This window comes from Virgibacillus necropolis (assembly GCF_002224365.1).
GTDB lineage: Bacteria > Bacillota > Bacilli > Bacillales > Amphibacillaceae > Virgibacillus_F > Virgibacillus_F necropolis.
The window spans coordinates 331,601-357,546 of sequence record NZ_CP022437.1; the positions used below are offsets into that span (position 1 = coordinate 331,601).

27 protein-coding genes and 1 pseudogene are annotated in these 25,946 nt (G+C 36.8%); 17 read left to right on the top strand and 11 right to left on the bottom strand.

Features of this window, described 5'->3' with window-relative positions; genetic code table 11:
- Window positions 1–88: 88 nt before the first annotated feature.
- The 8 genes from dnaB to CFK40_RS01820 all read left to right on the top strand — a co-directional run bounded on the left by dnaB (window position 89) and on the right by CFK40_RS01820 (window position 10,216).
- Window positions 89–1,462, top strand: a complete 1,374-nt coding sequence (gene dnaB, locus CFK40_RS01785) for a replicative DNA helicase (RefSeq protein ID WP_089530390.1) — start codon at window positions 89–91, stop codon at window positions 1,460–1,462.
- A 251-nt stretch (window positions 1,463–1,713) separates the two neighbouring features.
- Complete coding sequence (locus CFK40_RS01790) at window positions 1,714–3,003, top strand: adenylosuccinate synthase (RefSeq protein WP_089530391.1); 1,290 nt, start codon at window positions 1,714–1,716, stop codon at window positions 3,001–3,003.
- Window positions 3,004–3,258: 255 nt separating this feature from the next.
- Window positions 3,259–3,963, top strand: a complete 705-nt coding sequence (gene yycF, locus CFK40_RS01795; protein ID WP_089530392.1) for a response regulator YycF — start codon at window positions 3,259–3,261, stop codon at window positions 3,961–3,963.
- Window positions 3,964–3,969: 6 nt separating this feature from the next.
- The gene (gene walK / locus CFK40_RS01800) at window positions 3,970–5,778 is read left to right on the top strand and encodes a cell wall metabolism sensor histidine kinase WalK (protein WP_089530393.1); all 1,809 of its coding nucleotides are present in this window, start codon (window positions 3,970–3,972) and stop codon (window positions 5,776–5,778) included.
- Window positions 5,775–7,097, top strand: coding sequence for a YycH family regulatory protein (locus tag CFK40_RS01805; RefSeq protein WP_089530394.1), 1,323 nt, complete (start codon window positions 5,775–5,777; stop codon window positions 7,095–7,097). Before walK ends, CFK40_RS01805 begins: the two co-directional genes overlap by 4 nt.
- Window positions 7,078–8,016, top strand: a complete 939-nt coding sequence (locus CFK40_RS01810; protein WP_089530395.1) for a two-component system regulatory protein YycI — start codon at window positions 7,078–7,080, stop codon at window positions 8,014–8,016. The genes CFK40_RS01805 and CFK40_RS01810 overlap by 20 nt, the downstream gene beginning before the upstream one ends.
- On the top strand, window positions 8,013–8,810 hold the full coding sequence (locus CFK40_RS01815; protein WP_089530396.1) for an MBL fold metallo-hydrolase: 798 nt from the start codon (window positions 8,013–8,015) through the stop codon (window positions 8,808–8,810). Before CFK40_RS01810 ends, CFK40_RS01815 begins: the two co-directional genes overlap by 4 nt.
- Window positions 8,811–9,007: 197 nt before the next feature.
- Complete coding sequence (locus CFK40_RS01820) at window positions 9,008–10,216, top strand: S1C family serine protease (RefSeq protein WP_089530397.1); 1,209 nt, start codon at window positions 9,008–9,010, stop codon at window positions 10,214–10,216.
- Between the two features lie 188 nt (window positions 10,217–10,404).
- Here CFK40_RS01820 and CFK40_RS01825 read toward each other — a convergent pair whose 3' ends face one another.
- Window positions 10,405–10,779, bottom strand: a complete 375-nt coding sequence (locus tag CFK40_RS01825; protein ID WP_319418018.1) for a DoxX family protein — start codon at window positions 10,777–10,779, stop codon at window positions 10,405–10,407.
- A gap of 158 nt (window positions 10,780–10,937) precedes the next feature.
- Here CFK40_RS01825 and CFK40_RS01830 point away from each other — a divergent pair, with 158 nt between their 5' ends.
- The 5 genes from CFK40_RS01830 (at window position 10,938) to CFK40_RS01855 (ending at window position 15,301) form a co-directional block, all read left to right on the top strand.
- On the top strand, window positions 10,938–12,653 hold the full coding sequence (locus tag CFK40_RS01830; protein WP_089530398.1) for an ABC transporter ATP-binding protein: 1,716 nt from the start codon (window positions 10,938–10,940) through the stop codon (window positions 12,651–12,653).
- A gap of 350 nt (window positions 12,654–13,003) precedes the next feature.
- Entirely contained in the window at window positions 13,004–13,267 is a 264-nt protein-coding gene (locus CFK40_RS01835; RefSeq protein WP_089530399.1) for a GNAT family N-acetyltransferase, read from the top strand.
- 207 nt (window positions 13,268–13,474) lie between these two features.
- Complete coding sequence (locus tag CFK40_RS01840) at window positions 13,475–14,014, top strand: hypothetical protein (RefSeq protein WP_089530400.1); 540 nt, start codon at window positions 13,475–13,477, stop codon at window positions 14,012–14,014.
- 71 nt (window positions 14,015–14,085) lie between these two features.
- Window positions 14,086–14,535, top strand: coding sequence for a GNAT family N-acetyltransferase (locus tag CFK40_RS01845; RefSeq protein WP_089530401.1), 450 nt, complete (start codon window positions 14,086–14,088; stop codon window positions 14,533–14,535).
- 556 nt (window positions 14,536–15,091) lie between these two features.
- A complete protein-coding gene (locus CFK40_RS01855) occupies window positions 15,092–15,301 on the top strand; it encodes a hypothetical protein (RefSeq protein WP_089530403.1) in 210 nt (69 codons plus the stop codon).
- A gap of 356 nt (window positions 15,302–15,657) precedes the next feature.
- Here the strand turns inward: CFK40_RS01855 and CFK40_RS01860 are convergent, their stop codons facing one another.
- The 4 genes from CFK40_RS01860 to CFK40_RS01875 form a co-directional block, all read right to left on the bottom strand.
- Entirely contained in the window at window positions 15,658–16,674 is a 1,017-nt protein-coding gene (locus CFK40_RS01860) for a siderophore ABC transporter substrate-binding protein (RefSeq protein WP_089530404.1), read from the bottom strand.
- A 616-nt stretch (window positions 16,675–17,290) separates the two neighbouring features.
- Entirely contained in the window at window positions 17,291–18,076 is a 786-nt protein-coding gene (locus CFK40_RS01865) for an iron ABC transporter ATP-binding protein (protein ID WP_089530405.1), read from the bottom strand.
- Window positions 18,073–19,029 (bottom strand): iron chelate uptake ABC transporter family permease subunit, encoded by a 957-nt coding sequence (locus tag CFK40_RS01870; RefSeq protein ID WP_089530406.1) that lies wholly within the window; start codon window positions 19,027–19,029, stop codon window positions 18,073–18,075. The genes CFK40_RS01865 and CFK40_RS01870 overlap by 4 nt, the downstream gene beginning before the upstream one ends.
- Entirely contained in the window at window positions 19,019–19,972 is a 954-nt protein-coding gene (locus CFK40_RS01875; RefSeq protein WP_089530407.1) for an ABC transporter permease, read from the bottom strand. Before CFK40_RS01875 ends, CFK40_RS01870 begins: the two co-directional genes overlap by 11 nt.
- Window positions 19,973–20,448: 476 nt before the next feature.
- Here CFK40_RS01875 and CFK40_RS20690 point away from each other — a divergent pair.
- Window positions 20,449–20,583, top strand: a pseudogene (locus CFK40_RS20690) (ABC transporter); the annotation flags it as partial.
- Window positions 20,584–20,947: 364 nt separating this feature from the next.
- On the opposite strand, the gene CFK40_RS01880 reads toward CFK40_RS20690, so the two are convergent.
- Both CFK40_RS01880 and CFK40_RS01885 read right to left on the bottom strand, forming a co-directional pair.
- Entirely contained in the window at window positions 20,948–21,325 is a 378-nt protein-coding gene (locus CFK40_RS01880) for a TIR domain-containing protein (protein ID WP_089530408.1), read from the bottom strand.
- 60 nt (window positions 21,326–21,385) lie between these two features.
- Window positions 21,386–21,928, bottom strand: a complete 543-nt coding sequence (locus CFK40_RS01885; RefSeq protein ID WP_089530409.1) for a GNAT family N-acetyltransferase — start codon at window positions 21,926–21,928, stop codon at window positions 21,386–21,388.
- Window positions 21,929–22,069: 141 nt separating this feature from the next.
- On the opposite strand from CFK40_RS01885, the gene CFK40_RS01890 reads away from it, so the two are divergent.
- The gene (locus CFK40_RS01890) at window positions 22,070–22,546 is read left to right on the top strand and encodes a helix-hairpin-helix domain-containing protein (RefSeq protein ID WP_089530410.1); all 477 of its coding nucleotides are present in this window, start codon (window positions 22,070–22,072) and stop codon (window positions 22,544–22,546) included.
- 51 nt (window positions 22,547–22,597) lie between these two features.
- On the opposite strand, the gene CFK40_RS01895 is transcribed toward CFK40_RS01890, so the two are convergent.
- A complete protein-coding gene (locus CFK40_RS01895) occupies window positions 22,598–22,957 on the bottom strand; it encodes a Lin0512 family protein (protein ID WP_089530411.1) in 360 nt (119 codons plus the stop codon).
- Between the two features lie 110 nt (window positions 22,958–23,067).
- Window positions 23,068–23,310: an RNA polymerase sigma factor gene (locus CFK40_RS01900; protein ID WP_089530412.1), complete on the bottom strand. Its 243-nt coding sequence runs from the start codon at window positions 23,308–23,310 to the stop codon at window positions 23,068–23,070.
- A gap of 119 nt (window positions 23,311–23,429) precedes the next feature.
- Here CFK40_RS01900 and CFK40_RS01905 point away from each other — a divergent pair, with 119 nt between their 5' ends.
- The gene (locus CFK40_RS01905) at window positions 23,430–24,182 is read left to right on the top strand and encodes an AAA family ATPase (protein WP_089530413.1); all 753 of its coding nucleotides are present in this window, start codon (window positions 23,430–23,432) and stop codon (window positions 24,180–24,182) included.
- Window positions 24,183–24,201: 19 nt separating this feature from the next.
- Here the strand turns inward: CFK40_RS01905 and CFK40_RS01910 are convergent, their stop codons facing one another.
- Window positions 24,202–24,708, bottom strand: a complete 507-nt coding sequence (locus tag CFK40_RS01910) for a DUF4188 domain-containing protein (protein WP_089530414.1) — start codon at window positions 24,706–24,708, stop codon at window positions 24,202–24,204.
- Between the two features lie 12 nt (window positions 24,709–24,720).
- Window positions 24,721–25,263 (bottom strand): PadR family transcriptional regulator, encoded by a 543-nt coding sequence (locus CFK40_RS01915; protein ID WP_089530415.1) that lies wholly within the window; start codon window positions 25,261–25,263, stop codon window positions 24,721–24,723.
- A 170-nt stretch (window positions 25,264–25,433) separates the two neighbouring features.
- Between CFK40_RS01915 and rlmH the strand changes: the two genes are divergently transcribed.
- On the top strand, window positions 25,434–25,913 hold the full coding sequence (gene rlmH / locus CFK40_RS01920) for a 23S rRNA (pseudouridine(1915)-N(3))-methyltransferase RlmH (RefSeq protein ID WP_089530416.1): 480 nt from the start codon (window positions 25,434–25,436) through the stop codon (window positions 25,911–25,913).
- Window positions 25,914–25,946: the final 33 nt, after the last annotated feature.

Genomic DNA, 25,946 nt, shown 5'->3' on the forward strand with positions numbered 1-25,946 from the left:
CGCCTGTATAAGAAATAATTTTTAGTGGCTATCAGTATAAGTGCAACTAAAGATTTCAAAAAATACCTCTATGTGAGGGGGAATTAATATGAGTGACACATGGAATGACCGTACACCACCACATAATATAGAAGCAGAACAAGCGGTAATTGGGGCTATATTTTTAGAGCCAGAAGCATTTTCAAGTGCATCTGAACTTCTATTACCAGAAGACTTTTACCGAGCGAGTCATCAACGGATTTATGAAACGATGATGAAGCTTTCCGATAAAGGTGAACCAATTGATTTAGTGACTGTAACGACCTCATTATCCAATGCTAAAATACTGGATGAAGTGGGGGGAGTTTCTTATTTAACAGATGTGGCTGGAAGCGTACCAACCGCAGCTAATATTGGTTACTACAGTAAAATTGTGGAAGAAAAGTCGGTGTTACGCCGATTGATTCGTACTGCGACAGATATTGTGACCACAAGCTTTTCCAAGGAAGACGAGATAGAAGACGTTTTAAACGATGCTGAAAAAAATATTCTTGAAGTTTCCCACCGTAAAAATTCAGGTGCATTTCAAGCAATTAAAGATGTTTTAATTGATGTTTACGATAATATTGAAAGCTTACACCATCAAAATGCAGATCTAACAGGTGTTCCATCAGGTTTCCGTGATTTGGATCGTATTACATCTGGGTTTCAGCAAAACGATTTGATCATTATTGCTGCACGACCATCTGTTGGTAAAACCGCATTTGCTTTAAATATCGCACAAAACGTTGCAATTAATACCGATGAAAATGTGGCTATCTTTAGTCTCGAGATGGGTGCAGACCAGCTAGTTTCAAGGATGCTTTGTGCAGAAGGAAACATTGATGCTCAAAGGCTACGGACAGGAAGTCTTGAGGCGGAAGATTGGAGTAAGTTGACGATGGCGATGGGTAGTTTGTCAAACGCAGGGATCTATATTGACGACTCCCCTGGTATTCGTGTAAGTGAAATCCGCTCAAAATGTCGCCGCCTGAAGCAAGAGCATGGACTTGGCATGATTGTGATTGATTATCTACAACTAATTCAAGGAAGTGCAAACTCACGTGATAACAGACAACAAGAAGTTTCCGAAATTTCTCGTTCATTAAAAGGACTAGCACGTGAGTTAAATGTCCCTCTTATTGCATTGTCACAGCTATCCCGTGGCGTGGAACAACGTCAGGATAAGCGGCCAATGATGTCTGACTTACGCGAATCTGGAAGTATTGAGCAAGATGCAGATATCGTTGGATTTTTATATCGTGATGATTACTATGATTCCGAATCAGAAAAACAAAATATAATTGAAATCATTATTTCAAAACAGCGTAACGGTCCAGTTGGGAATGTTGAATTAGCATTTGTTAAGGAATATAACAAATTCGTTGATTTAGATCACCGGTATCAAGAAAGTGATATTCCACCAGTTCCTATGCAGGCTTAAGCGAGGTGTGTCTCATTATTCGAGGCACACTTTTTTTGATTGTAGGCATAAGAAACTAGGCATAACGAGAGAGTACATTTGATAAATCGGAATAACAACTGATAAATAACTCTTTTAGCTATTGGTTTGCCGAACGTTAAAGTAATCATATAATGCAATGTTCGTATTTTAACTTGACTATTTTGTGTACAATTGATAAAATTACGCTGTTACTTACTAAAATACAAATGATAATACAGTGGAGGTGCACTATGTCCTCAGTAGTTGTAGTTGGAACACAGTGGGGAGACGAGGGAAAAGGTAAGATTACCGATTTTCTTTCTCAGAATGCAGAATTAGTTGCAAGATACCAGGGTGGTAATAACGCTGGGCATACGATTAAGTTTGATGGAATTACGTACAAATTGCATTTAATCCCATCTGGAATTTTCTTTCCAGATAAAATTTGTGTATTAGGGAACGGAATGGTTATTGATCCGAAAGCGTTTGTTGCGGAGCTTGCGTATCTTCATGAGCGTAATGTTACAACAGATAATTTACGAATTAGTAACCGGGCGCACATCATTTTACCGTACCATTTAAAACTAGATATTCTTCAAGAAGAAGAAAAAGGTATCAATAAAATAGGAACAACTAAAAAGGGGATTGGACCAGCATATATGGACAAGGCAGCACGTGTTGGAATCCGTATCGCTGATCTTCTAGACAAAGAAACGTTCCGAGCAAAAGTAGAACAAAATGTTACAGAGAAAAACCGCTTATTTGAAAAAGTATATGAAGTTGACCCAGTAAGCATAGACGCGATTGTCGATGAGTATTATGAATACGGGCAGCAACTTGCTAAGTATGTCGTGGATACATCGGTCGTATTAAATGATGCGCTTGATGATGGACGTCGTGTGTTGTTTGAAGGTGCTCAAGGGGTAATGCTTGATATTGATCAAGGAACATATCCGTTTGTTACGTCTTCCAACCCAATTGCAGGCGGTGTTACTATCGGTTCTGGTGTTGGACCAACGAAAATCAATCACGTTGTTGGTGTATCAAAGGCTTATACAACTCGTGTTGGTGATGGACCGTTTCCAACTGAATTACATGACGCGATTGGTGATCAAATTCGTGAAGTTGGCCGTGAATATGGAACGACTACAGGAAGACCGCGCCGCGTAGGTTGGTTCGATAGTGTTGTTGTAAGACATGCTAGACGTGTCAGTGGAATCACAGATTTATCGCTTAACTCACTAGACGTACTAACCGGAATTGAAACCTTGAAAATATGTGTTTCCTACAAGTATAAAGGACAAGTGATGAATGAATTTCCTGCAAGCCTAGCCGTTTTGGCTGACTGTGAACCAGTATACGAGGAAATGCCTGGTTGGACAGAGGACATTACTGGAGTTAAGAGTCTTCATGAGTTACCTGCGAATGCACGTCATTACTTGGAGCGTATTTCTCAGTTAACAGAGATTCCTTTATCAATTTTCTCAGTTGGACCGGACAGAATGCAAACAAATGTAGTACGAAGTGTATATAGCTCCTGATTTGTGAGAAGTAAATCACTTATAGAGGATGTTCAAAAATTCACCAAATGGTAAATGGCGAACTACTTGTTTCTAATTTGCTGACTTTTTGAACAATGCACTTATAATTGAATGATACAACAGAGACTAACTCACTAATTATATGATGAGTTGGTCTTTTTTCCCGTTCTACGCTTTTCTTTGTGTAGAATAAGACATTTAGGCTAAAGTACGCTAAAATAGAGAATAAGAATGTCTTAAAAGGATGTGTCGGAAATGAGTCAAAAAATATTAGTAGTAGATGATGAACAGCCAATTGCAGATATATTAAAATTCAATTTAGAAAAAGAAGGATATGAAGTGGTTTGTGCCTATGATGGAGATGAAGCGGTCGAGCTTGCTGAGTCGGAAAAACCAGACTTGGTCCTATTAGATATTATGCTACCAAATAGAGACGGAAATGAAGTATGCCGTGAGATTCGCAAAACGCAGTCCATGCCAATTATTATGCTAACAGCGAAGGATTCAGAAATTGATAAGGTATTGGGACTTGAGCTTGGTGCAGATGACTATGTGACAAAGCCATTCAGTAACCGTGAACTCGTTGCAAGAGTCAAGGCGAATCTTCGTCGTCAACAAACAGTTCCAGATGATTCGGTGAAAACAACAAAGGACATAGTTATTGGTAGTTTGGTGATTCATCCAGATGCTTATGCTGTATCGCGTGATGGAGAACAAGTTGAACTAACTCATCGTGAATTTGAACTTCTTCATTATCTAGCAAGGCATATAGGTCAAGTTATGACCCGTGAGCATTTGCTTGAAACAGTGTGGGGATATGATTATTTTGGAGATGTTCGAACAGTCGACGTGACTGTGCGTCGATTACGTGAAAAAATTGAAGAAAGCCCAAGTAATCCAACTTGGATTGTTACACGTAGAGGTGTTGGGTATTATTTACGAAATCCTGAGCAGGAGTAGGTTTTTATGAAGAAGGTAGGCTTCTTTCGGTCCATACAATTAAAGTTCATTATAATCTTTATTTTACTTCTGCTTGTTGCGATCCAGGTAATTGGATCATATTTTGTAGGGAACTTGGAGAAAAATCTAACGGATAGCTTCAAGCAATCCGTTAATAGTCAAGTGGACTACTTAAAACTTAATTTGGAACAGGCCTTTGCAGAGAAGCGTGTAGAAGGCGCTGATGAACAAACGTTAGAGGATGAAGTACAAGAAATTGTGAGTGGTGTGGATCGAGATGATATTACGAGCTTCCAAGTTGTTAACCTACAGGGTGTAATTATAGGTACCAATGATTATACAGACAATATTGGCAGAAAAACGAACAATAGATATGTTCAAGATGTTTTGCAAGATGTCTCGGTATATCGAAATACAATAGAGAGAGTATTTTATAGAGCTGTACCACTTAAAGATAATGCTGGTGAGGTAGTAGGTGCAATATATTTAGAAGCTTCCATGGATAGTGTGTACAAGCAGCTTAAAGACATTAATCAAATTTTCCTAAAAGGATCGATATTAGCTGTTACAGTATCAGCTTTATTGGCTGTATTGATTGCTAGAACTATTACGAAGCCCATTAAGGAAATGCGTCGACAAGCTCAAACCATGGCAAAAAGTGATTTTTCACAGAAGGTAAATGTCTATAGCTCAGATGAAATTGGTAATCTAGCTGAAACGTTTAATGACCTGAATGACAAATTAAAGCATTCACAGGCAACGACTGAAGAAGAGCGCAGAAAGTTGAGTTCTGTTCTCTCAAACATGTCTGATGGTGTAATCGCAACAGACCATAAGGGCGCTGTCACATTAATGAACGAGGCGGCGGCTAAATTGATTGAAAAAGATCCAGATGATGTAAAAGGTGTTTTTTTACTAGATGTTATACAGTTAAGTGAAAAAGTAGTCGATATCTCAGATTTACAGGATACTGGGTCAATGATCATTGACTATAGTGAGGAAGATGAGACTTTTCTTATTCGAGCAAACTTCTCGATTATTTCCGATGAAGATGAAGAAGTCACTGGATTTATTACAGTAATAAGTGACGTAACAGAGCAGGAAAAGGCTGAACAAGAACGGCGTGAATTTGTATCCAATGTATCACATGAGCTAAGGACACCATTAACAACGATGCGTAGTTACATTGAAGCATTGACAGAGGGCGCTTGGGAAGACAAAGAGATTGCCCCGAAATTTCTAGGTGTTACCCAAAATGAAACAGAGCGAATGATTCGAATGGTAAACGATCTCCTGCAGCTGTCAAAAATGGATCATAAAGATTATGGATTGCACAAAGAGCGCACAGAATTTAGTGCATATTTTCATCATATTATCGATCGTTTTGAGATGAATGTTGCGGAAAGGATTAATCTAAAAAGAGATTTACCCAGTGGACAGTACTTTGTCTATTTAGATAAAGATAAGATGACACAGGTTTTGGATAATATTATTTCAAATGCTATTAAATTTTCCCCAAATGGTGGCTCGATCCGATTTAGGGTAGAAAAACAAAAATACCAATTAGTAATAAGCATTCAAGATGACGGGCCAGGAATTGCTTATGAAAAACTTGATAAGATATTTGAGCGGTTTTATCGCGCGGATAAAGCACGGAACCGTAAGCTTGGAGGGACTGGCTTAGGTCTTGCAATTGCAAAGGAACTAGTTGAGGCACATCACGGTAAGATTTGGGCAAAAAGCAAAGAAGGTAAGGGGACAACCATTCTCTTTACACTTCCGCTAATGAACCAGAAGCGGAGGAATCTATCATGAAGTTAGAAATGATTAAATCCTTTATACTAACCTTTTTAGTGGGAATTAGTTTATTGCTTACATTTGGTCTTTGGAGTTATGAACCAAATAATGAACCTAACACGGGTCAAAAACTTCAAAATGTTGTAGATATTGGCGGTCAAGGGGATTTAGAAAAACAAGACCTCATTAGACCTAGCTCCATAATATTTCATGCGAATAATGAACATTATGGTTTTGCTGACCCAGGTGATATGCTCTCTCTATACGAGGACATACAATTTTGGACACTATATGATTTTCAACTAACACAAGAAAAAGAACAATCTTTGCATACCGAACAAGTAGAGATTGATTTTCCTACAGCTATTCCAATGGAAGCTTTGCGTAGTCTTTTAACAATTAGCAATGTCGATTCAATTACATTACCCACATGGTCCTTTGACCAAATCATTATTACATTCAACCAAAGACGTGAAATATTGGAAGTACATTTTATTTCAGAGAATAATCGTCAACAAGCAACAGCTCTAGTAAACAACCCAGATAAATATAATAAGTTGTGGGCTTATATTACAGAAAAAAAAGGTTTAAGCGAATTAATAGCTTTTGATACTGGTGAAAAGTCAATATACATTCCACTCAACGATGTTACATTAGATAGAAGACAGTATACTGTAGATTATATTGACCCAACTAAATTAGTGAGTGCACTATTTCCCGAAACTACGTTAGTAAGTGAATCAGGTAATTACTATAATGATGGGACTCGAGAATTGCGTGTACTAAATAATTTTCTGAGTATGCGGTTTATCAATTCGGCACTTCAGGAATCCGAATATACCCGAATTCCTGTACTAGATTTACTGAATTTTAGTATTAGGAATATAAATGATCATAAAGGGTGGACAGGTGACTATAAACTTATAAAGATTGATCCACAGTCAAATATGGTACGTTACCAAATGTATTATGAGGGTTATCCTACTTTTAGTAATGCTAACCTATCAATTATCGAACAATATTGGAGAGGAAAAGACGGGGATCTATATCAATATAATCGACCATTAATCAGTCTGAAAGGTGTTTTACCAGAAGCTGAAGAGGTAACACTTAAGTCTGGTCTTGAATTAATTTCTTATTTAGAACGTAATTATTCAGCTGGGCAAGGTCTTGCAAGAATACAGGATATTAAAATAGGTTATCAGTATACGTATAACTCTGATTTATCTTCTGCCATTTTAAACCCAGCATGGTTTATGAAGATAGGTAATGAATGGGAATTGATTAATTTTGAACCGATAAAAGGGGGGGAAGTGGATGCAATGGAGCCAAATTAAAACGTTATTTATCCTTTGCTTTCTCGTCCTTGATGTGTATTTACTTATTCAGTTTTCACAAAAACAAGATAAAGAAGAAAATGATGTATCAAAACAAGAACAAGCAGCAACGATTGAAGAAAATCTTAGAGCAGAGAATATAAAAATTTCAGCTAATCTATCGGGTGAAGATCTAAAAGGTTCTTATATATCCGTTAAGAAACAACTATTTACTGAAGAATCTAGTAAAACGGTCAAGGCAGCAGAAAACCAGGAAACAGCAATCATTGATAAAGAGTTTATCATTTCTAGACTAAAGGAACCTGCTAAAATACAAGAAGACGCAACAGAAGATGAAATAACTGAACTTGTAAAAAGTAAATTAACACTTATTTCTCCTGACAGCTACGTTTTTTGGGATTGGAATAAAGAACTAAATATGTTAGTTTTTTTTCAGAAAAAAAACGACCGTCCTATTTACTTTAATCCAAATGGTATCATTTTTGTATTCCTGAATGATAAAAATGAAATTGACTTTTATACCCAAACGCTACTAGGAGAGGTAGAAGAACAGGAAAGTCAGAAATTGTTATCAAAACCAATCGAGGCAATAAAAGTTTTATTTCAAAGGAATGAATTAAATCCCGACGAAGAAGTAACAAAGGCTGATATCGGATATTACACAAGACTTCCCCTTGAAAATGTAACACAAGTATTTGCACCAACATGGAAAATAACTGTTGATAATGAAATGAATTACTTCGTTAATGCCCTTGAAGGAACTGTATTTTCAAGTAACGATGTTGAATTTCTAATTAAATCAGTGTCAACTATCGTTTCAAAAGTAAATCAGATTGATAATAATCCTGACCTAAAAAAATATCTTTTAAATCAATTAACGAATCGATTAGAAGCAATAAATCGGAGTGAATCGGAATGACTTTACGTTTTAGTGTATTAGCATCAGGCAGTACGGGGAATGCTTTTTATATAGAATCAGAAAAAGAGCGACTTTTAGTGGATGCTGGATTAAGTGGAAAGCAATTGGAAAAGCTTCTAAGTGAAGTACGTATTGATGCAACAAAATTGACGGGCATATTAGTTACACACGAGCATAGTGATCATATAAAAGGTCTAGGAATCATTGCACGTAAATATAATTTACCGATATATGCAAATGAAAAAACATGGAAAGCGATGGAAGGCTCGATTGGCAAGATTGCATTAGACCAAAAGTTTCATTTTAACATGGAAGAAGTAAAAACATTTAGTGACATCGATATTGAATCATTTGGGGTTTCACATGATGCTGCTGAACCAATGTTTTATACCTTTCATCATGACAATAAAAAGGTTGCACTTGTCACTGACCTTGGTTATGTATCAGAACGTATTAAAAAAACAGTAGAAGATGCAGATGCCTACATATTCGAAGCAAATCATGATGTAGGAATGCTTCGCATGGGACGATATCCATGGAATGTTAAACGTCGCATACTTGGAGATTCTGGTCATGTATCGAATGAAGATTGTGGTTTAGCATTACATGATATTATTGGCAATCGAACAAAACGTATTTATTTGGCACATTTAAGTCAAGATAACAATATGAAAGACCTAGCCCGAATGTCGGTGAGCAATGTTTTAGAAGAGCGTGGCGTTGCAATTAATAAAAGACTGGAGATCTTGGATACGGATCCGAAGAAGGCAACTGACTTGTATGAGGTTGTGTAAGAGGATGTTCAAAAAGCCATCAAATGATAAACGGCGAATTTCTTCGTTACTCAGTTTTTCCGGTCCTCACGTATTAAAAGCATACGTTCCGGTCCTCAAAATCTTCGTGCCTTGAACTTCTTGTTTCTAATTTGCCGACTTTTTGAACAGACACTGTAGTAAGGCTAGGCGCCACGTGTGATGAAAGGGATGATAGGATGGATGATTCCAATAATCAATATCCACCACCAGATAGAAAACGAAAGAAAAGGAAAAACTGGCTTTTCCCTGTACTTATAGGTATTATCATCGGTGTCTTAGTCGTAGTTATCGCAATGCCATCATTATTAAAGTCAAATGCTTTTCCGCAAGCATGGATGAATGATGATCAATCTGAGGACGAGGATGTGAATCAAGAATCTGGAAGCAGTTATGTTAATGTTGATGTGTCAACGCAAATTACGGATGTTGTGGATAAGGTTGCACCAGCAGTTGTTGGCGTTGTTAATATTCAACAACAAATGGATTTTTGGCAACAACAAGAGAGTCAAGCTGGTACAGGATCTGGCGTCATTTATAAAAAAGAGAATGGTAATGGATTTGTAATTACCAACCATCATGTAGTCAGTGGTGCTGATACTGTTGAAATTGTACTATCTGATGACACGCATATTGAAGCAGAAATACTCGGTAGCGATTTGTTCTCAGATTTGGCGGTGTTACGAATTGATGGTAAACATGTAAAGCAAGTCATTCAAATGGGTTCATCGGATAATGTTAAGGTTGGCGAGCCAGCAATCGCAATTGGAAACCCATTAGGTATGATGTTTTCTGGATCGGTCACACAAGGAGTCATCAGTGGAAAGCAACGGACAATCCCACAAGATTTCAACCAAGATGGCCGTGCTGACTGGCAAGCTGAAGTCCTCCAAACCGATGCAGCAATTAACCCTGGTAATAGTGGTGGTGCGTTAATCAATATAAAAGGGCAACTCATTGGGATTAATTCGATGAAAATTAACGAAACAGCTGTTGAAGGAATTGGATTTGCGATTCCGATTGATATCGCAAGGCCACTTGTGAATGAACTTGAAAAACAAGGGGAAATTACCCGACCATATTTAGGTGTTGAAATATACTCTCTTGACGAGGTACCACAAACGGAGTGGGACAGTACGTTAAACCTTCCAAAAGGAGTAAAAGGCGGCGTCTATGTCTGGAGCGTAGAAAGACTTTCACCAGCAGACAATGCAGGGCTTGAACGATTAGATGTAATCACACACGTGGATGGTAAAGAGGTCTTGAATATGATTGATTTACGAAAAATCCTTTATCAGGAAAAAGAAGTAGGAGACGATTTAAAAGTCACCTTCTACCGTGATAGTGAAAAACAAACAGCAACGATAAAGCTTGGCCAACAGCGATAACTTGTTAACCACTTCCATTTGGAGGTGGTTTTCAGCTAACTTTTAAAGTGCGTGGATCGGGGGAATTAAATTTTAAATACGAACATTTGTGCATATGTGTATAAGTTTGTGGATAAGTTCAACTTTCTGAAATTAGCGCATGAAAAAATACAGTGCCATAATTAGAGGCACCGCATTTATAAAGTCAATTATCGAAACTTTTGTCCTCGAACATGGTTCCAAAGTAAAAGTAATAAGACCAACATAACAATATCAAGTCTTGCTGCATAAAGAAATTGGAAGAATCCTTGATCTGTAAGAAAAGGTAGTTTGGTTAGTAAAATTGCTGCAATCATAATAATAATAAGCGGTAGTGACGCTTCTTTCACATAAAATCTACCAGCAATTAGGGCTCCACACACAATTTCTGTAATGGCTACGATCAGTAAAAATGTTTCTGGAAATGGCAAGTCCAAGCTGTTGAAATTTGTTTGAAAGTCATCGAATAACAACTTTACGATTCCAGTAATGATAAACACATAACCGACCGCGTAGCAAATCCATTTTGCCATTGGCATTTTCATACATGAACACCTCCCAGTACTTTTTCTAATGTATATGCAAAGGTTGAGAAAACATTGACAAGTACTTTTCCAAACTAAAATTAAAAACCTTCTTATTGCCATTCGACAGGATTAGACTTATAATTTGCTGTATACATATTGAAAAGGAAGTGCAACACGTGATCCAACGTTTTTTCTCCTATTACAAGCCGCATCGGCGATTATTTATGATAGACTTCGGTTGTGCAGTTATCGTAGCAATACTGGAACTAGCTTTTCCAGTAGCGGTTCAAAAGTTTATTGATAGCTTACTACCATCTGGAAACTGGGACTTAATTGTTCTCGTTAGTATTGGTTTATTACTTGTATATTTACTTAGTACATTTCTTCAATACGTTGTCACCTATTGGGGGCATAAGCTTGGAGTTAATATTGAAACGGACATGCGACAGCATTTGTTCAACCATGTGCAAAAGCAATCGTTTCGTTTTTTTGATAATACAAAAACGGGACATATCATGAGCCGAATTACAAATGATCTATTTGATATCGGTGAGCTTGCCCATCATGGTCCAGAAGATTTTTTCATCGCCATTATGACCTTTGTTGGGGCATTCTGGATTATGTTCACATACAACGCCAAGCTGGCCTTAATTATCCTGTGTGTGGTGCCTATTTTAGTTTGGTTAATCACCTTCAGTAATATCAAAATGAACGCAGCTTGGAAAAAGATGTACATAGACATAGCAGATGTGAATGCACGTGTAGAAGACGCTGTATCAGGTGTACGTGTTGTCCAATCATTCACAAATGAAAAGCATGAAATGGCTCGCTTCACAAAAGATAACTACAGCTTTCGTTCAGCTAAAATCAGTGCCTACAAAGTAATGGCATTTGTACACTCGAACATTTATATGATGATGCGATTAATTGTCCTGATTGTATTAGTTGTAGGTTCATGGCTAACCTTCAACGGCGAGATTTCAAATGGAGACTTGGTTGCATTTATTTTATTCACAAACGTTCTATTCAAACCAATTGAAAAAATTAGTGCGCTGCTCGAGCTATATCCAAAGGGAATGGCTGGGTTTAAACGGTTTACCGATATGCTTGATGTAAGTCCTGAAGTAGTTAATCGCAAGGGAGCTCATGTTGTTGACTTGTTAAAAGGCGATATCAGGTTTAATAACGTCACATTTGGTTACGAAAAAACACAGTCAGCTGTATTACAGGATCTCAGCTTCTCCGTAAAAGCTGGGGAAACCATCGCATTTGTTGGACCATCTGGGGCAGGAAAAACAACAATCTGTTCACTTATCCCGCGTTTTTATGATGTAAATGGTGGCAGTATCAGCATCGATGGAATTGATTTACGCGACATGACGAAGGAATCACTCCGTCATCAAATCGGAATCGTGCAACAGGATGTGTTTTTATTCACCGGAACATTAAGAGAAAATATCGCATACGGGCGACTTGATGCAACAGATGCAGAAATTGAAAAAGCAGCAAAAGATGCCCATATGGAAGAATTTATTAAGGAGCTGCCACATGGTTATGAAACACAAGTCGGAGAGCGTGGTTTGAAGCTATCTGGTGGACAAAAGCAGCGGATCGCCATCGCGCGAATGTTTTTAAAAAATCCACCAATCCTAATCCTAGATGAAGCAACATCAGCACTCGATACAGAAACCGAAATGATTATCCAAAAAGCATTAACCGAACTGGCGAAAGACCGCACAACCCTTATTATTGCGCATCGCTTGGCGACCATCAAGAACGCCGATCGTATTATGGTTGTCACAAAAGAAGGTATCGTAGAACAGGGAAACCATGAAGAACTGATTGAGCGTGATGGAATTTTTGCTAATTTGCATCGAGTGCAGATGCGTTAATTTTCATAAGAAGAATCCAGCTAAATTTTTGGCTGGGTTCTTTTTTTACAAATGATTAAGTTTTATAATAATTTAGTTAGTTAAATGTTAAACTTAGTTAAGTGAAAAGTTTTTGGGGTACTATCTGGAGAACGATCATAAATATGAATAAATACCAGCCTAAAGGATTGTTTTGGCTAAATACTGATAAAACACGAAAAGTCCTGATAAAAGCTCTTAAAATCTCAACACCATATTGGTTATTGCGGAAAAGAGTCAGAAGAAATTTTTCATACATTGAAAGAAGACCTTGAAGATGCCCTTGTGACAGTGGTAGAGAACAATGAAATAGTTTAATCGATAAAGACGGAATGTTGCAAGGATATCTTTATGCAGAAGCGGAACCAGGGTTTGCGGAAGGAAGTGTTGAGTTTTTCGGGGTAAATCCAATAGCACGTGGCGGAGGTCTAGGTTCTGCACTTCTAGCAAAAGGAATACAATGGTTATTTTCTTTTCAGGCTATTGAAGAAATCTCACTTTGTGTAAGCTCTGATAACGAAAAGGCGATTCATCTGTATAAAAAGATTGGTTTTAAAGTTGAACAGGAACTCATTGTGTTTGAAAAAAGTATATAGTCGGTTAATGGATAAAAATATGAAGTGAGGATGTGACAGAAGGGCTGAACGAATTCGAGCATTTATTTAGTCAATTACTGCAAGGTTCTTTCTGGTCTATTTATGCGATCATAGGTTATTTATTTATGCTGGTTTGGTGGGGGTTTTTCCTTAAAAATAATAAGAATCAGCAAAGAACATAGAGTAATCCAAGAAAGGGTTGATTAAATGTTCTATATAATCGTTGGTATTTGTATTGTGGTGGTCATTATTACTTTATTTCTAATAGATAAATACGCTGCTTTTTCTGAGATGATGGGAAGCTTCTCAAATAGTGGCTTTAAAAAACTAATGGTAGGACTTTCTATAGCGGCTGTTTTGTCAATTTCGTATGGGATTTATGCAAAAATCACCTATCAACCACCATTTCTTGACGTTAGTATAAATGGTAGTAGCTATACTATTTTTGGAGATATTGGTGACATCGGTTACTATTCTGATGGGTTAGTAACAGTAAATCAACAGGTGGAAGTTAATTTGGTTTCTTGGGAAGAATTAAACCTGGCGGATGAAGTGGATATGCTTGTAACCTATCCATCTGGAAAAAAGGTTAGTTGGACCTCGAGTGTAACATCGGTAGAAGATGCTTCTATCAATGAAGTTAAGGCGATTTACAAATTATCACCTTATACGTTTGAAGAAGCTGGAAATGTTACAATAACTATTAAAGATAAATCGACTCGTTTTACGATAGATGTAAAAGAATAGGGCGTAATGTATAGTGTATGACAAGCGTTTTAATTTAATGAAACAGTAAGGATGAGAGGAAGCGTATAATTATGGATGAACATACGGAAATAACAATGAAAGAGTTGAATTCTAACGAGGAAATCTTGAATGGATTCGCAGTAATGAAACAATTAAGGACTCATTTAAATGAAACTAAGTATCTCGAACTTGTACGTGAAGCTAGAGAAAAAGATATGTATAGGATGGTTGCTTTATACGAACATAACCAAATAGCGGCGGTTGTTGGTTTTAAACCAATGATCACTTTATACTATGGTCGTTTCGTTTGGGTATGTGATCTAGTTACGGATGAGAGTAAGCGGTCAAATGGTTTTGGTGAAATACTTCTTACATATGTGCATGATTGGGCGAGAGAAAACGATTATGAAAGTGTAGCCCTGTCGTCGGGCTTACAACGCGAAGATGCACATCGTTTTTATGAGGAGAAAATGGATTATAATAGGGTAAGCTATGTGTTTAAAAAACCTTTAAAAGAGTAAAAAACTGCTGTCAGGAGTTGGATAGGTTGTTATTTTTTGTATTCGCGGTTATAGGATTTATTATAGGAGCAGCCATTATTCTATTAACTCGTCAATTCAGGAAAACAAATAAATCGAGGTTAGTAGTATTTTCCCCTTGTATAGTCTCTCTATTAGTTTCTATCTTTCTAATGTATATAGGAAACGTGCAAATAGAAGGCATTGAAGGAGCTGCATATATGCTTCTTTCATTAATTATATTTTCTTTTAGTGCAACTGTATTGTACCTGACTGACAAAAAGTGGACCTAGAGTACATTGGCTGAGAGGAATATTATTGGAAAAATCAACGAAACAAACTTACAATGATTTGGCTAAAACCTACGAAGAAAACATTGATCATGCGAGTTTTTTTCTATTGACCAGCTAGTAGAACCCCGTCCTCAAGGAACAATGAACGAAAAAAGCCCAACTACTTATAAATACTTGATGGAGAACCCGCATTTTTTCATAATCAAAGCTAGAAGTGGAAAGGAACTTGATGAATAAGAGTAATTCTGTAAAGTGGTGGTGGAACGGTGCAAATATTTGACGCAGAAAGAAAGTGGTTCAGCCCTAAATGGATTAAAGTAATAAGCATCATTTTAAAATCTTTTCTCACCTTGGTTATAACAGGAACATTTATATTTTTTTCGATTATGATTTATTTGATCGTTCAAGATTATTTTTACAACGAAAGTGAAGATGAGTTCAATGAGAATGGCAACTTAATTATGAAAATAGACTGATGAGAATAACGAGTTAGTTTTAGTAAGGTAACAACGCCCAAAGCTTAATTTTCAAGCTCGGGCGTTGTTATTTTTCTTTAATTTTCTCAATAAACGCCTCGACGGTTTATATTTATGTGATATAAATTAAATAACTTGGTATCTGATATTGTCATACCATTATTGTTACGTCTTTGTGAAAACAACTTAAAGCCCCCTTTTTATAGACTTAGATTGGGATTTAACACGATTGAGATTACTTATAATCAATCTGATGAATCGGCCCCACTACCGTCTGTAAAAATAACTAAAATAGGGCTGCCAAAGAGTTAGTATTCACTAACATATTGGACAGCCCTTTTACTAATATCATTGACTTATTTTAACTCTGTTAATATTTCTTCTATTTTTGCAAGTTCAGATTGTAAACCGCCACCACTTAAGTACCAAAGTGGACCATCTAAGTATACGATATGATCATTTTGATAGGCAGTTGTTTGTTTAATAATATCATTTTCCAAATCTTGTTTGATATTTGACTTTCCTTCATTTATAGCGGCAGTACGGTCAATTACGAATAATACTTGTGGGTCGAATTCTAAAATTGCTTCGAAACCAAAGTTAGAACCATGACTTGACGATTCAATATCTTCTGCTACTGGCTCGAAACCGTACACGTCATAAATGTAACCAAAGCGAGAGGCTGATGAGTAACCAGATAAACTACCCTCGTTATACAAGGTAGCTAAACTAGTTTCGAAATTTCCAGCTAAAGTATTGATTTCTTTTAATTTCGAATCAAATTCAGCTAGGTATTCTGCAGCCTCAGCTTCTTTACCGAACATTTTAGCAGCGACATCTACAGAAGCTTCAAATGAGTTCCAGTAGTCATCTTGTTGAGTACCAACGAATACTACATTTGGAGTAATTTCCTTTAATTGATCATAGAATGCAGCTTGACGCCCAGAGATAAAGATTACATCAGGCTCTAAAGCAGCAATATCTTCAAGTAATGGTTCCTTTAAAGTACCGATATTTGTATACTCATCAGATGAGTAGTCTTCTAGGTGAGTTGGTAAAGTACTTTTAGGAACCCCAACGATTCCTTCAACACCTAATGCATCTAGTGTATCTAGGAAACCATAATCAAAGACAACAATATTTTCAGGCATAGATTCAAAAGTTACATCTTCAAAAGTATATGATGCACTTCCATCCCTACTTTCTGAAGAAGAAACTGTAGGTGAAACTGTCATTGGATAAGCGGAAGCCGAATTTTGCTCTTCGCTTGCATTAGTTTCATTTGATCCTTCTGTGGTAGGCTCCTCTTCATTACCACAAGCAACAAGCATTAAAATTAAAGCTAACATGGCAATAGTCAACCATTTTTTCATATGTCTTCCTCTCCCTTTTCTATGTATATATTTTGTTAATGATAATCATTCTAATTAATAATGATAATCATTATCAGTGATAACTGCTATGAGTATATAGTATCTAATTATTACTGTCAACACTTTTCTGGAGGTAATTTAAGGTTTATTTGGCAGATAAGAAAGTATAAAATACTTTCTCTCTGCATAAGTGCGGGCCTACAGGATGTAGGTCAGTTCGGTGTTGCGACAGGACGTCGCGGTTTTAACCGAACTTCCCGCCAGTTGTTACCTAAAGGCTTGGCTAAATCCTAGTTTTCTAAAAATGTATGCTTACAATTTGTTATATAAAAGTTTGCGTAAATTTTATTAAATGAAACATCATTTGATGGCGGGTTAAGAACATATAGGGGTGTATAAGCTAGGGGCCCTAGTTTGGTGCTTTCTTTCCATATATCACGCAATCTATGGGATATTGGAAGCTTCACTTACCTGATTCTTATTCGAGTTTTAAATAAAAACCCCTCCTATAAAGTAGGAGGGAAATAAAAGTGATGGATGGAAGTCTAATCTAACTGACTTAGTTTTACAAAAATTCTATTTAGTTATACTGAATTAATTTTCTCTTGACTGCTTTTTATGATATTTCAGTTGCCTTTGTATGTGAATTGAAATATACGCAAATACGACAACCATTCTGTTCTTGAACTGGAATATCCAGATCGTAAATTTCGCGCAGTGCAACCGAATTAATAACTTCATTCGTTGGCCCATTTCTTACCAACTTACCATCTTTCAAAGCAACAATACGATCTGAGTAAACAGAGGCGAAGTTAATATCGTGTAATACAATGACAACCGTTTTACCAAGCTCATTTACAAGCTTGCGTAAAATTTTCATAATTTGAACAGAGTGCTTCATATCTAAGTTATTTAAAGGCTCATCAAGTAATACATAGTCCGTATCTTGTGCAATAACCATCGCAATAAATGCACGTTGTTTCTGCCCACCAGATAATTCATCTAAAAACTGATCTTGCATGTCTATTAAGTTCATATATCCTAATGCTTGATCGACAAAATTCTCGTCTTCAGCTGTAAGACGTCCTTTCGAATATGGATAGCGTCCAAATGCAACAAGCTCACGTATTGTCAAACGAACATTAAGAAAATTGGATTGCTTCAAAATGGAAACGCGCTTCGCAAACTCATTCGACTTCCATTTTTTAACGTTTGTTTGATCAAGTAGTACGTCCCCAGTATCTGAGTCTAGTAATCGACTCACCATGGAAAGTAGTGTGGATTTACCAGCACCATTCGGACCGATAAACGATGTAATTGTTCCAGGCACGATCTCCACTGATACATCTTCTACAACAGACTTTTTACCAAATCGCTTCGTTAGTCCCTTGATTTCAATCATCCTAAAGACCTACTTCCCTTTAATAATAAATAAATAAAGTAAATACCACCGACAAAGTTAATAACAACACTTATCGTCGTACGCAATTCTAAAATATGTTCAACCAGAAATTGGCCACCGACTAATGCAATAATACTAATTAAACTTGCACCTAAAATTAAAACAGAATGCTTATACGCAACTAAAAATTGATAGGATAGATTCGCTACGATTAAGCCCAAGAAGGTAATCGGGCCAACTAATGCTGTTGATGTCGCAATTAAAATCGCTGATAAGATTAAAACATTCATTACCATACGGTCATAGTTGATACCAAGATTAATCGCATTTTCACGACCAAGTGACATAACATCTAGCTTATCCATAATGGTGTAACCGTAAATGAATGAAATAATTAAAATCACAATTGCAATATATAATAGATCTGCATTTACTCTCACAAAGCTTGCGAACAAGAGACTTTGCAAGCTTAAATATTCCACTGGATCAATCAATACTTGTAAAAACGTTACAAAACTTCCCAAAAGCGTTCCTATAATCAACCCAATTAAAAGGAGTAAATATATAGGATACTTATCAGATCGGAATAGGAAGCGGTATAAAATAAGTGCAAATAACACCATTGCAACAAGCGCTGCACCAAAGTTCATATATTTATTTAATACCCAAACTGACATTGACCCTGCAAAGAAGAAAATAACTGTTTGTACAACTTCATACATAGAGTCGAGCCCTATAATAGAAGGGGTTAAAATACGGTTTTGGGTAATCGTATGAAACACAACGGTCGAATATGCAATCGCAATTCCTGTTACGATCATTGCCCCAACTCGAATCATGCGTCTTGGAAATGCATAATCAAAGCCACCTTTTATATCATAAAAACCGTAAAGCAAAATACAAATAATCACTAATACTAGTAAAAAAATCAGCTTCATACCATTACTTCGCATATGCTCTCCCCCTAAAAAGCATTATTAAGAAGATCGCACTGCCAATTACTGCTACTGTTACGTTTACCGGTATCTCAAACGGCTGGATAATGATGCGACCGATAATATCACAAATTAACAAGAATACAACTCCTACTGCCATTGTATGAGGAATTGTTTTACGTATATTATCACCCATATAAATAGATACAATATTAGGTACGATAAGACCTAAGAACGGAATAACACCAACAGTTAGTACGACTGAAGTAGAAATAATCGCAACAAGAGTAAGTCCGATATTAAGTACAAACTTATAGCTTAATCCTACGTTTTTTGCAAAATCCTCACCCATACCAGCAACCGTAAATTTGTTCGCATAAAGGTAAGCTAAAATAATAGCTGGAACACTTACATATAATAGCTCATAGCGCCCTGCAATAATTAACGTGAAGCTACCCATTAACCAGGATGAAAGATTTTGGAGAATGTCTGCCTCATATCCAAAAAATACTGTGATTGATGATAAAATATTTCCATACATAATCCCGATTAACGGAATAAAAATGACATCTTTAAATTTAATACGATCCAATATTTGCATAAAAACCAGGGTTCCAACTAAAGCAAATGCAAAGCTGAAAATAACTTGTTGTGTATAGGTAACATTCGTGAGGAACAGCATCGAAATCATAATTCCTAATTTAGCCGCATCTAATGTACCAGCTGTTGTTGGAGATACAAACTTATTTTGGCTTAAACTTTGCATAATTAAACCCGCTATACTCATTCCTGCCCCAGCTAATATTATCGCTATTAAACGAGGAACTCGACTGATTAAGAAAATTTGTGTTTTATCAGATTCCCAATTTAGTAAGTCGCTAGGCTTAATATCAATCGCCCCGATAAACAGTGATATAAATGACAGGACCACACCTATAATTATTATCATCCATAGTTTCATTTGTAATCTCCATAATTTGTTTATTCTAGTTAGATAAATGATAACGATTATCACTCTTGGATATAAATTCATTAACCATCATTAAGTTATTAATAATAATTATTACCTTCTAACTACTCTAAATAAGAATGATATTCATTATCAATTATATCTCAATTTTTAGTATACCAGAATTATAGGTCGCGTCAATAATAACAGGCTAAACTTTTTCTGACATTTTGTTAACTCATCATGCATAAGGACATAAGGAATTTCTAGTTTGTTACTATCCTTTTCTGTTGCATTAGGCAGCCGAAAATTTGAAGATTTTCATTAAAAAAACTAACATCCACGAATAATCAATCGCAATATGTTAGTTTCTAAAAATTATTTATCAATTTCGCAGCCTTCATCTGTTCCTATTAGTTGTTATGTTGAGTGCCTTAGCTGTAATTACTGCTGCGTGTGGGGATCTGATACAAGTGAAACAAGTGGAAGTGGTTGAAAATGAACTAGTCAAGAAAACAAAAGCCTACAAAAATGACAACATTTTCTACTTAGATCCTAATTATTGGTATTTATTTGGTGGAGGATTAGTTTCTGTTCAGGAAATGGTTACCTTTTTTGTTTGAAAAAATAAGTTATCCACATTTTTTTAGAAATGACATATTCACAGCATAAAAACAGCTTTTCCACATAGTTATCCCCAAAATCCTGTGGATAGGTTGTGTATAAGTGAAAAATTCGCACAATAACCAGCAGTTTTTATTAAACTAACATGTAGATAACTTGAAAAAGACGGAGCGGTTTTTTGAAAACATGCAAAACCATTATTGATTTTAAGAAAGTGGCCGGTAAATGTTTAGCATGACTAAAGTCGATTGACTTTGTGAGCTAGTATAAAATAAAGACATGTCATAAATTGTCGATATTTCCCGGGAAATTATAAGATTATTTCACAAGTTAAATAGTTAGTTTTTCATGTGGGAAATTCTTCTATACGACACCAATCATAGAAATAAAACGATCAATTTCTCCAGAGATACGATTCACACCATCCACATAATAGAAGGTGGAAGCAGTTGCTGGCTTAATTTTTTCTGGTGAATAGATATATATAAGTTTTCCTAAGCCAAGCGTGATTCCTAGTTCAACATGACTGCTTTTCCCTGCAGGAAGTAGCATGATAAAAATATCACTACTTTCTACAGCGTTTTTTTCCTGCTCACCAATTGCGTTCAGTGATTTAGGCTCTATGGCACGTTGATTCATTGTCCAATCGTATGTATGCGTGAACCCTCTTGATAAAAGCTTTTGTGAAACATAACGTACCATATCCTTATTTTCAAAACTGGAGGCAATATAGAAGCGCATGTATATCGAGTCCTTTCTCGTAAATTGTAGCTTTGACAGACCCATCTTATTTTAATTCTACTAGTTTCCCCATTCACTCGCTAACATTCCATAAACAACATGGTCCACATAATGATCATATAACCATTCGGCCTGTCTGATTTGTCCTTCTTTTACAAAACCCAAGCGTTCTGGAATAGATCGGCTTTTCGTATTCTCATAAGCTGCACGGATGTCGATACGGTTAAAGTTAAGATCGGTAATAGCATAGTCAGTTAACTCACGTACGACACGGGTCATAATTCCGTTTCCTTGATAATCTTGTCCAAGCCAATACCCGATGTAAGCGACTTTATTTGACCAGTCTAAGTTATTAAAGCTAGCCGTTCCAACAAGTTTACCTTTAAATCGAATTGCTAGAGTCATACTTTTCTTTTCTTTAAACCCACGCATGGTATGTTCAATAAAGCCACGTGAATCATCAACTGTCGTCGTTGAATCTACCCAAGGTAACCATTCGCGTAAATATGTTCTCCCAGAATCTGTTAAGTTGAATAATTCTTCGGCATCTTCTAATTCCATTAGCTGTAGAGTAAGATCTTCATCAATTTCTCTGAAAAACATGAGAAACCCCCTCCATTCTGTTTATTTATAGACCTTATCATACCACAAATGTATACTGAAATAGACAACTATATTTCATGAAAAAGCGCCACTTTACAGCCATAAAAAACGATTGTAATTAATAACAATGAGGTGATTCGAATGAAAGCATCTTCGCCAAAATTACCGTTAACGCCTGAAGAGAGATCTAGCTTAAGGGCCAATAAAATAAAGCTTAACCAAATTTCTGAAATGGAACCAAAGAATCTGGCAATCGGTCTTGGCGCATCAATGAAACGAGCTAACTATCTAAAAGGCCTTGCGATCTTCCAAACGATACCATCGATTGGACCAAAGCTCGCACAACTTGTGGTTGATTTGGGCTACTACTCATTCGAGGATTTCGAAAATGAGACAGGTGTAGAGTTGATCAATTGCGCCGAAGAACAGTATGGTTATTGGATGGATCCATGTGTGGAGGATTCGCTACGTTGTGTAGTCTATCATGCTAATCATCCAGGTAGTGAGAAGAAATGGTTTGATTTCACTGCAGAACGGAAAGAATTCCGTGAACAGAATGGGTATCCCGACACACGGCCAAAGATGGCATGGTATGAGGTGGAGGGGGCAAGTAAATAGTTTGTAAAAAGGCTGACATCAAAATTGGTGCCAGCCAAACCGGTTATATATTTAATACCCAACCTCAACCGCCGCGTTCACGATATACATCAAATCGTTCTTGTCTGCCTTATCTTCCAGGAAGATGCCGCTTGTTGTTGCCATTCCACCATTCACAACTTCAATGGTTACCGTACCATATGGAATCATTTCTTTTACTTTTTCCTGATCTAATTTTTCTTGGTCTAGCGGAAGTGCAAGCTTCACATTAACCTTCATATTTTCAAGGCGTTGATCAGGTAAGACTTTTTCAATACCAGGCATCGAATTATAATGCATTGCGTCTTTCACAGCACGTACAGATGCTTTTGTTACATCTTGGCCATGTACATCAATTCCTGTTCCAGTTTGGATGAATACTATCTGTTTCATGAAATCCACTCCTTATGCTAGTAGTACTGGTTATTTTACCCGTAAAAAATCAAAGACAAACAATTCTAGGACAATACAAGAAATTTTGGTAAACTATAGCTATGTAATTGTTACAGATGCTTCATGCAATAGTTGGAAAGCGCAATGGAGACATATTTTTCCTGAAGAAAATGGTGTGGATTTTGCCAGATTTCTTGAAAGAGTTGCTTTAATAATGAGATGATTTGTTTAACGTCGTTAGTCTTACGTTTGATGAGATTATACAAATAGGAACTGTACCGATCATAAAGCTCTTCCAATGCTCTTGTATCGCGCTTTTGTATTCTTTCTATTAACAGTTTATCTATATGCATAGTGGGTACCCCTTGAGTTACTTCAACTTTTGTAATAATTATGTAATACCCCTGTAATAAACTTCTTAAACTGACTTGTGAACACTTTTCGAACAATATATTGGAAAGGTTTTGGTAAAATGAAATTAAACCAAACATTACAACACATTAAAAGTGTTGACTTAATTGACTCGATACCAAAGGATGATCAATTCCCGTTTAACCTCCCCGTCCTCCAGTTCTTTCAAAAATTACACCTTCATCCAAATGTGACCTATATTGTTGGTGAGAATGGAATGGGTAAATCAACCTTGCTTGAGGGTATTGCGGTTGCATTAGGCTTTAATCCAGAGGGCGGAACTCTTAATTTTAATTTTTCTAGCTATGATTCTCACTCTAGCCTGGACAACTATTTACGCATTGCAAAAGGTGTTAAAAAGCCAAAGGATAGTTTTTTCTTCCGAGCAGAAACGTTTTATAATGTATCTACTAATATAGAAGAGTTGGATGTTCAGGCCTCAAGTGCCCCCAAAGTGATCGATTCTTATGGTGGAAAGTCATTGCATGAACAATCCCACGGTGAAGCGTTTTTCGCAACATTTATGAACCGATTTTCAGGTGATGGCCTCTACATTTTAGATGAACCAGAAGCGGCTTTGTCACCATTAAGGCAAATGTCTATGCTGGCGCGGATTCACGACCTGGTTAACCAAGGTTCCCAATTTATCATATCCACCCATTCACCAATTATCATGGCATACGAGCATGCTAAAATCATTCAGCTGACAGAAGAAGGAATGGCAGAATCAAGACTTGAAGAAACCAGCCAATATTCCATTATGAAACAGTTTTTTGAGGATAAGGAACGATTGTTGCATCATTTATTCCAATAAAATAACAAAGCCCATGTCGTTATCTTGACGCAGGCTTTGTTATCGAGGTTTGGGCGGGTTCTAATCGTTTTTTAGCCGAAATTGTTTCCGCTGTTACTGGGATGTGTTTTGTAGCTTTGCCAAGCCCGTAAAGAGGCATATTCCCATAAATGGATTCATAACTTCCTTTTGGGACAACATAGGTTTCGTGGTATATTCCAACAGCATTACTGTTTCCTATCTTTTTATTAAAGTTCTTCCATGCAGTCAAATGTTTCTGGCCTTTTGAGTAAGCAAGAAGATCATCTGTTGATCGCCAATATGAAATCATAGCCGTTGTTCGCAATCCGAAAAAACTTTCCATTGATAGAAAGCCAAGACTCTCCTGATTCTGATAAAGCTCTTTTATCATCCCAGGCATGGCTAGGAAAACGGGAACCCATTTCCGTATAGCGCGCCTTTTGTTTATCCTCATTCCAATGATAAAAATAACGATGTCCTGATCATTTTCAGTCGTATACCTACCTTCATATACCGATTTCCCCATTAATTTCTCCTCCTACTTTAATTTTTCAATCGTGACATCACACCACTCCATTGCGGCTTGTGTGGTTCGTTTCCCATAATCCAAGGTAATAAGCCAATATCCTGCATCTGGCTTTTCGCGCGAAGTAGAGGTTATCATACTTTCAATTGCTTCATACGTGTTATAGCGCTCAAGCAATTTATTTCTGTACTGTTTAACACGGCTGATTGTTTCGGCATTGCTTTGATGACGACTGAAAAATAGCTTTAATAACATTTCATTTTTAACAGAAGGTAGTTCTTCTATGGGATTCTGAAGCCAGATCTCAAGCTCTTCCTCCCCTTTTGGTGTAAGGTAATATTCCTTCTTATCAGGCTTTCCTTCCTGAGATGTATCCTGAACAGTAGCTAATCCGTCCTCAACAAGCTGTTTTAACGTAGGGTAAATTTGACCATAACTAATTTTCCAAAAGTGATTCAGGCTCTGGTCAATCATTTGTTTTATCGCATAACCCGAACGACACTCAGTAGTAAGCAGACCAAGTATGGCATACTTGGTGTTATTATTTTTTTTCATCTGAACCACCTATCATATATGATATGTATCATTTAGATATATAATACGTGAAAGTATATGAGAAGGAAAGCAGAAGTTAGAAAATTTCCTAATCTGTTAGGGTGCAGCTGTTATCGTAGCGTTTTTTTGGTAAACTAAAAACAATGATAAAACAAAAAGGACGTATTGTTATGAAGATCACTATTATCACAGTAGGAAAATTAAAGGAAAAGTACTTGAAACAAGGAATCCAGGAATATCTGAAACGCCTCACAGCCTATGCAAAGGTAGATATTGTTGAAGTCGCGGACGAGAAAGCACCGGAAAACATGAGTGATGCAGAAATGATGGAAGTGAAGCAAAAGGAGGGCGAACGAATCCTAGCGCAGATTAACCAGGATACATATGTCATTACACTTGAGATTGGTGGAAAAATGCTAAGCTCGGAACAGCTGGCAGCTAAAATGGACGAGCTTGCGACGTATGGTAAGAGTAAGATTGCATTTATTATTGGTGGATCACTTGGGATTAGCGAAGCGGTTCAGAAGCGGAGTGATCTTGCGTTGTCGTTTTCTAAGATGACTTTTCCACATCAGTTGATGAGATTGGTGTTGGTGGAGCAGGTTTATCGGGGGTTTCGGATTATTAGGGGGGAACCTTACCACAAATAGGTAGCGGTTTTCTTTAAAATATAATCCCCTTAG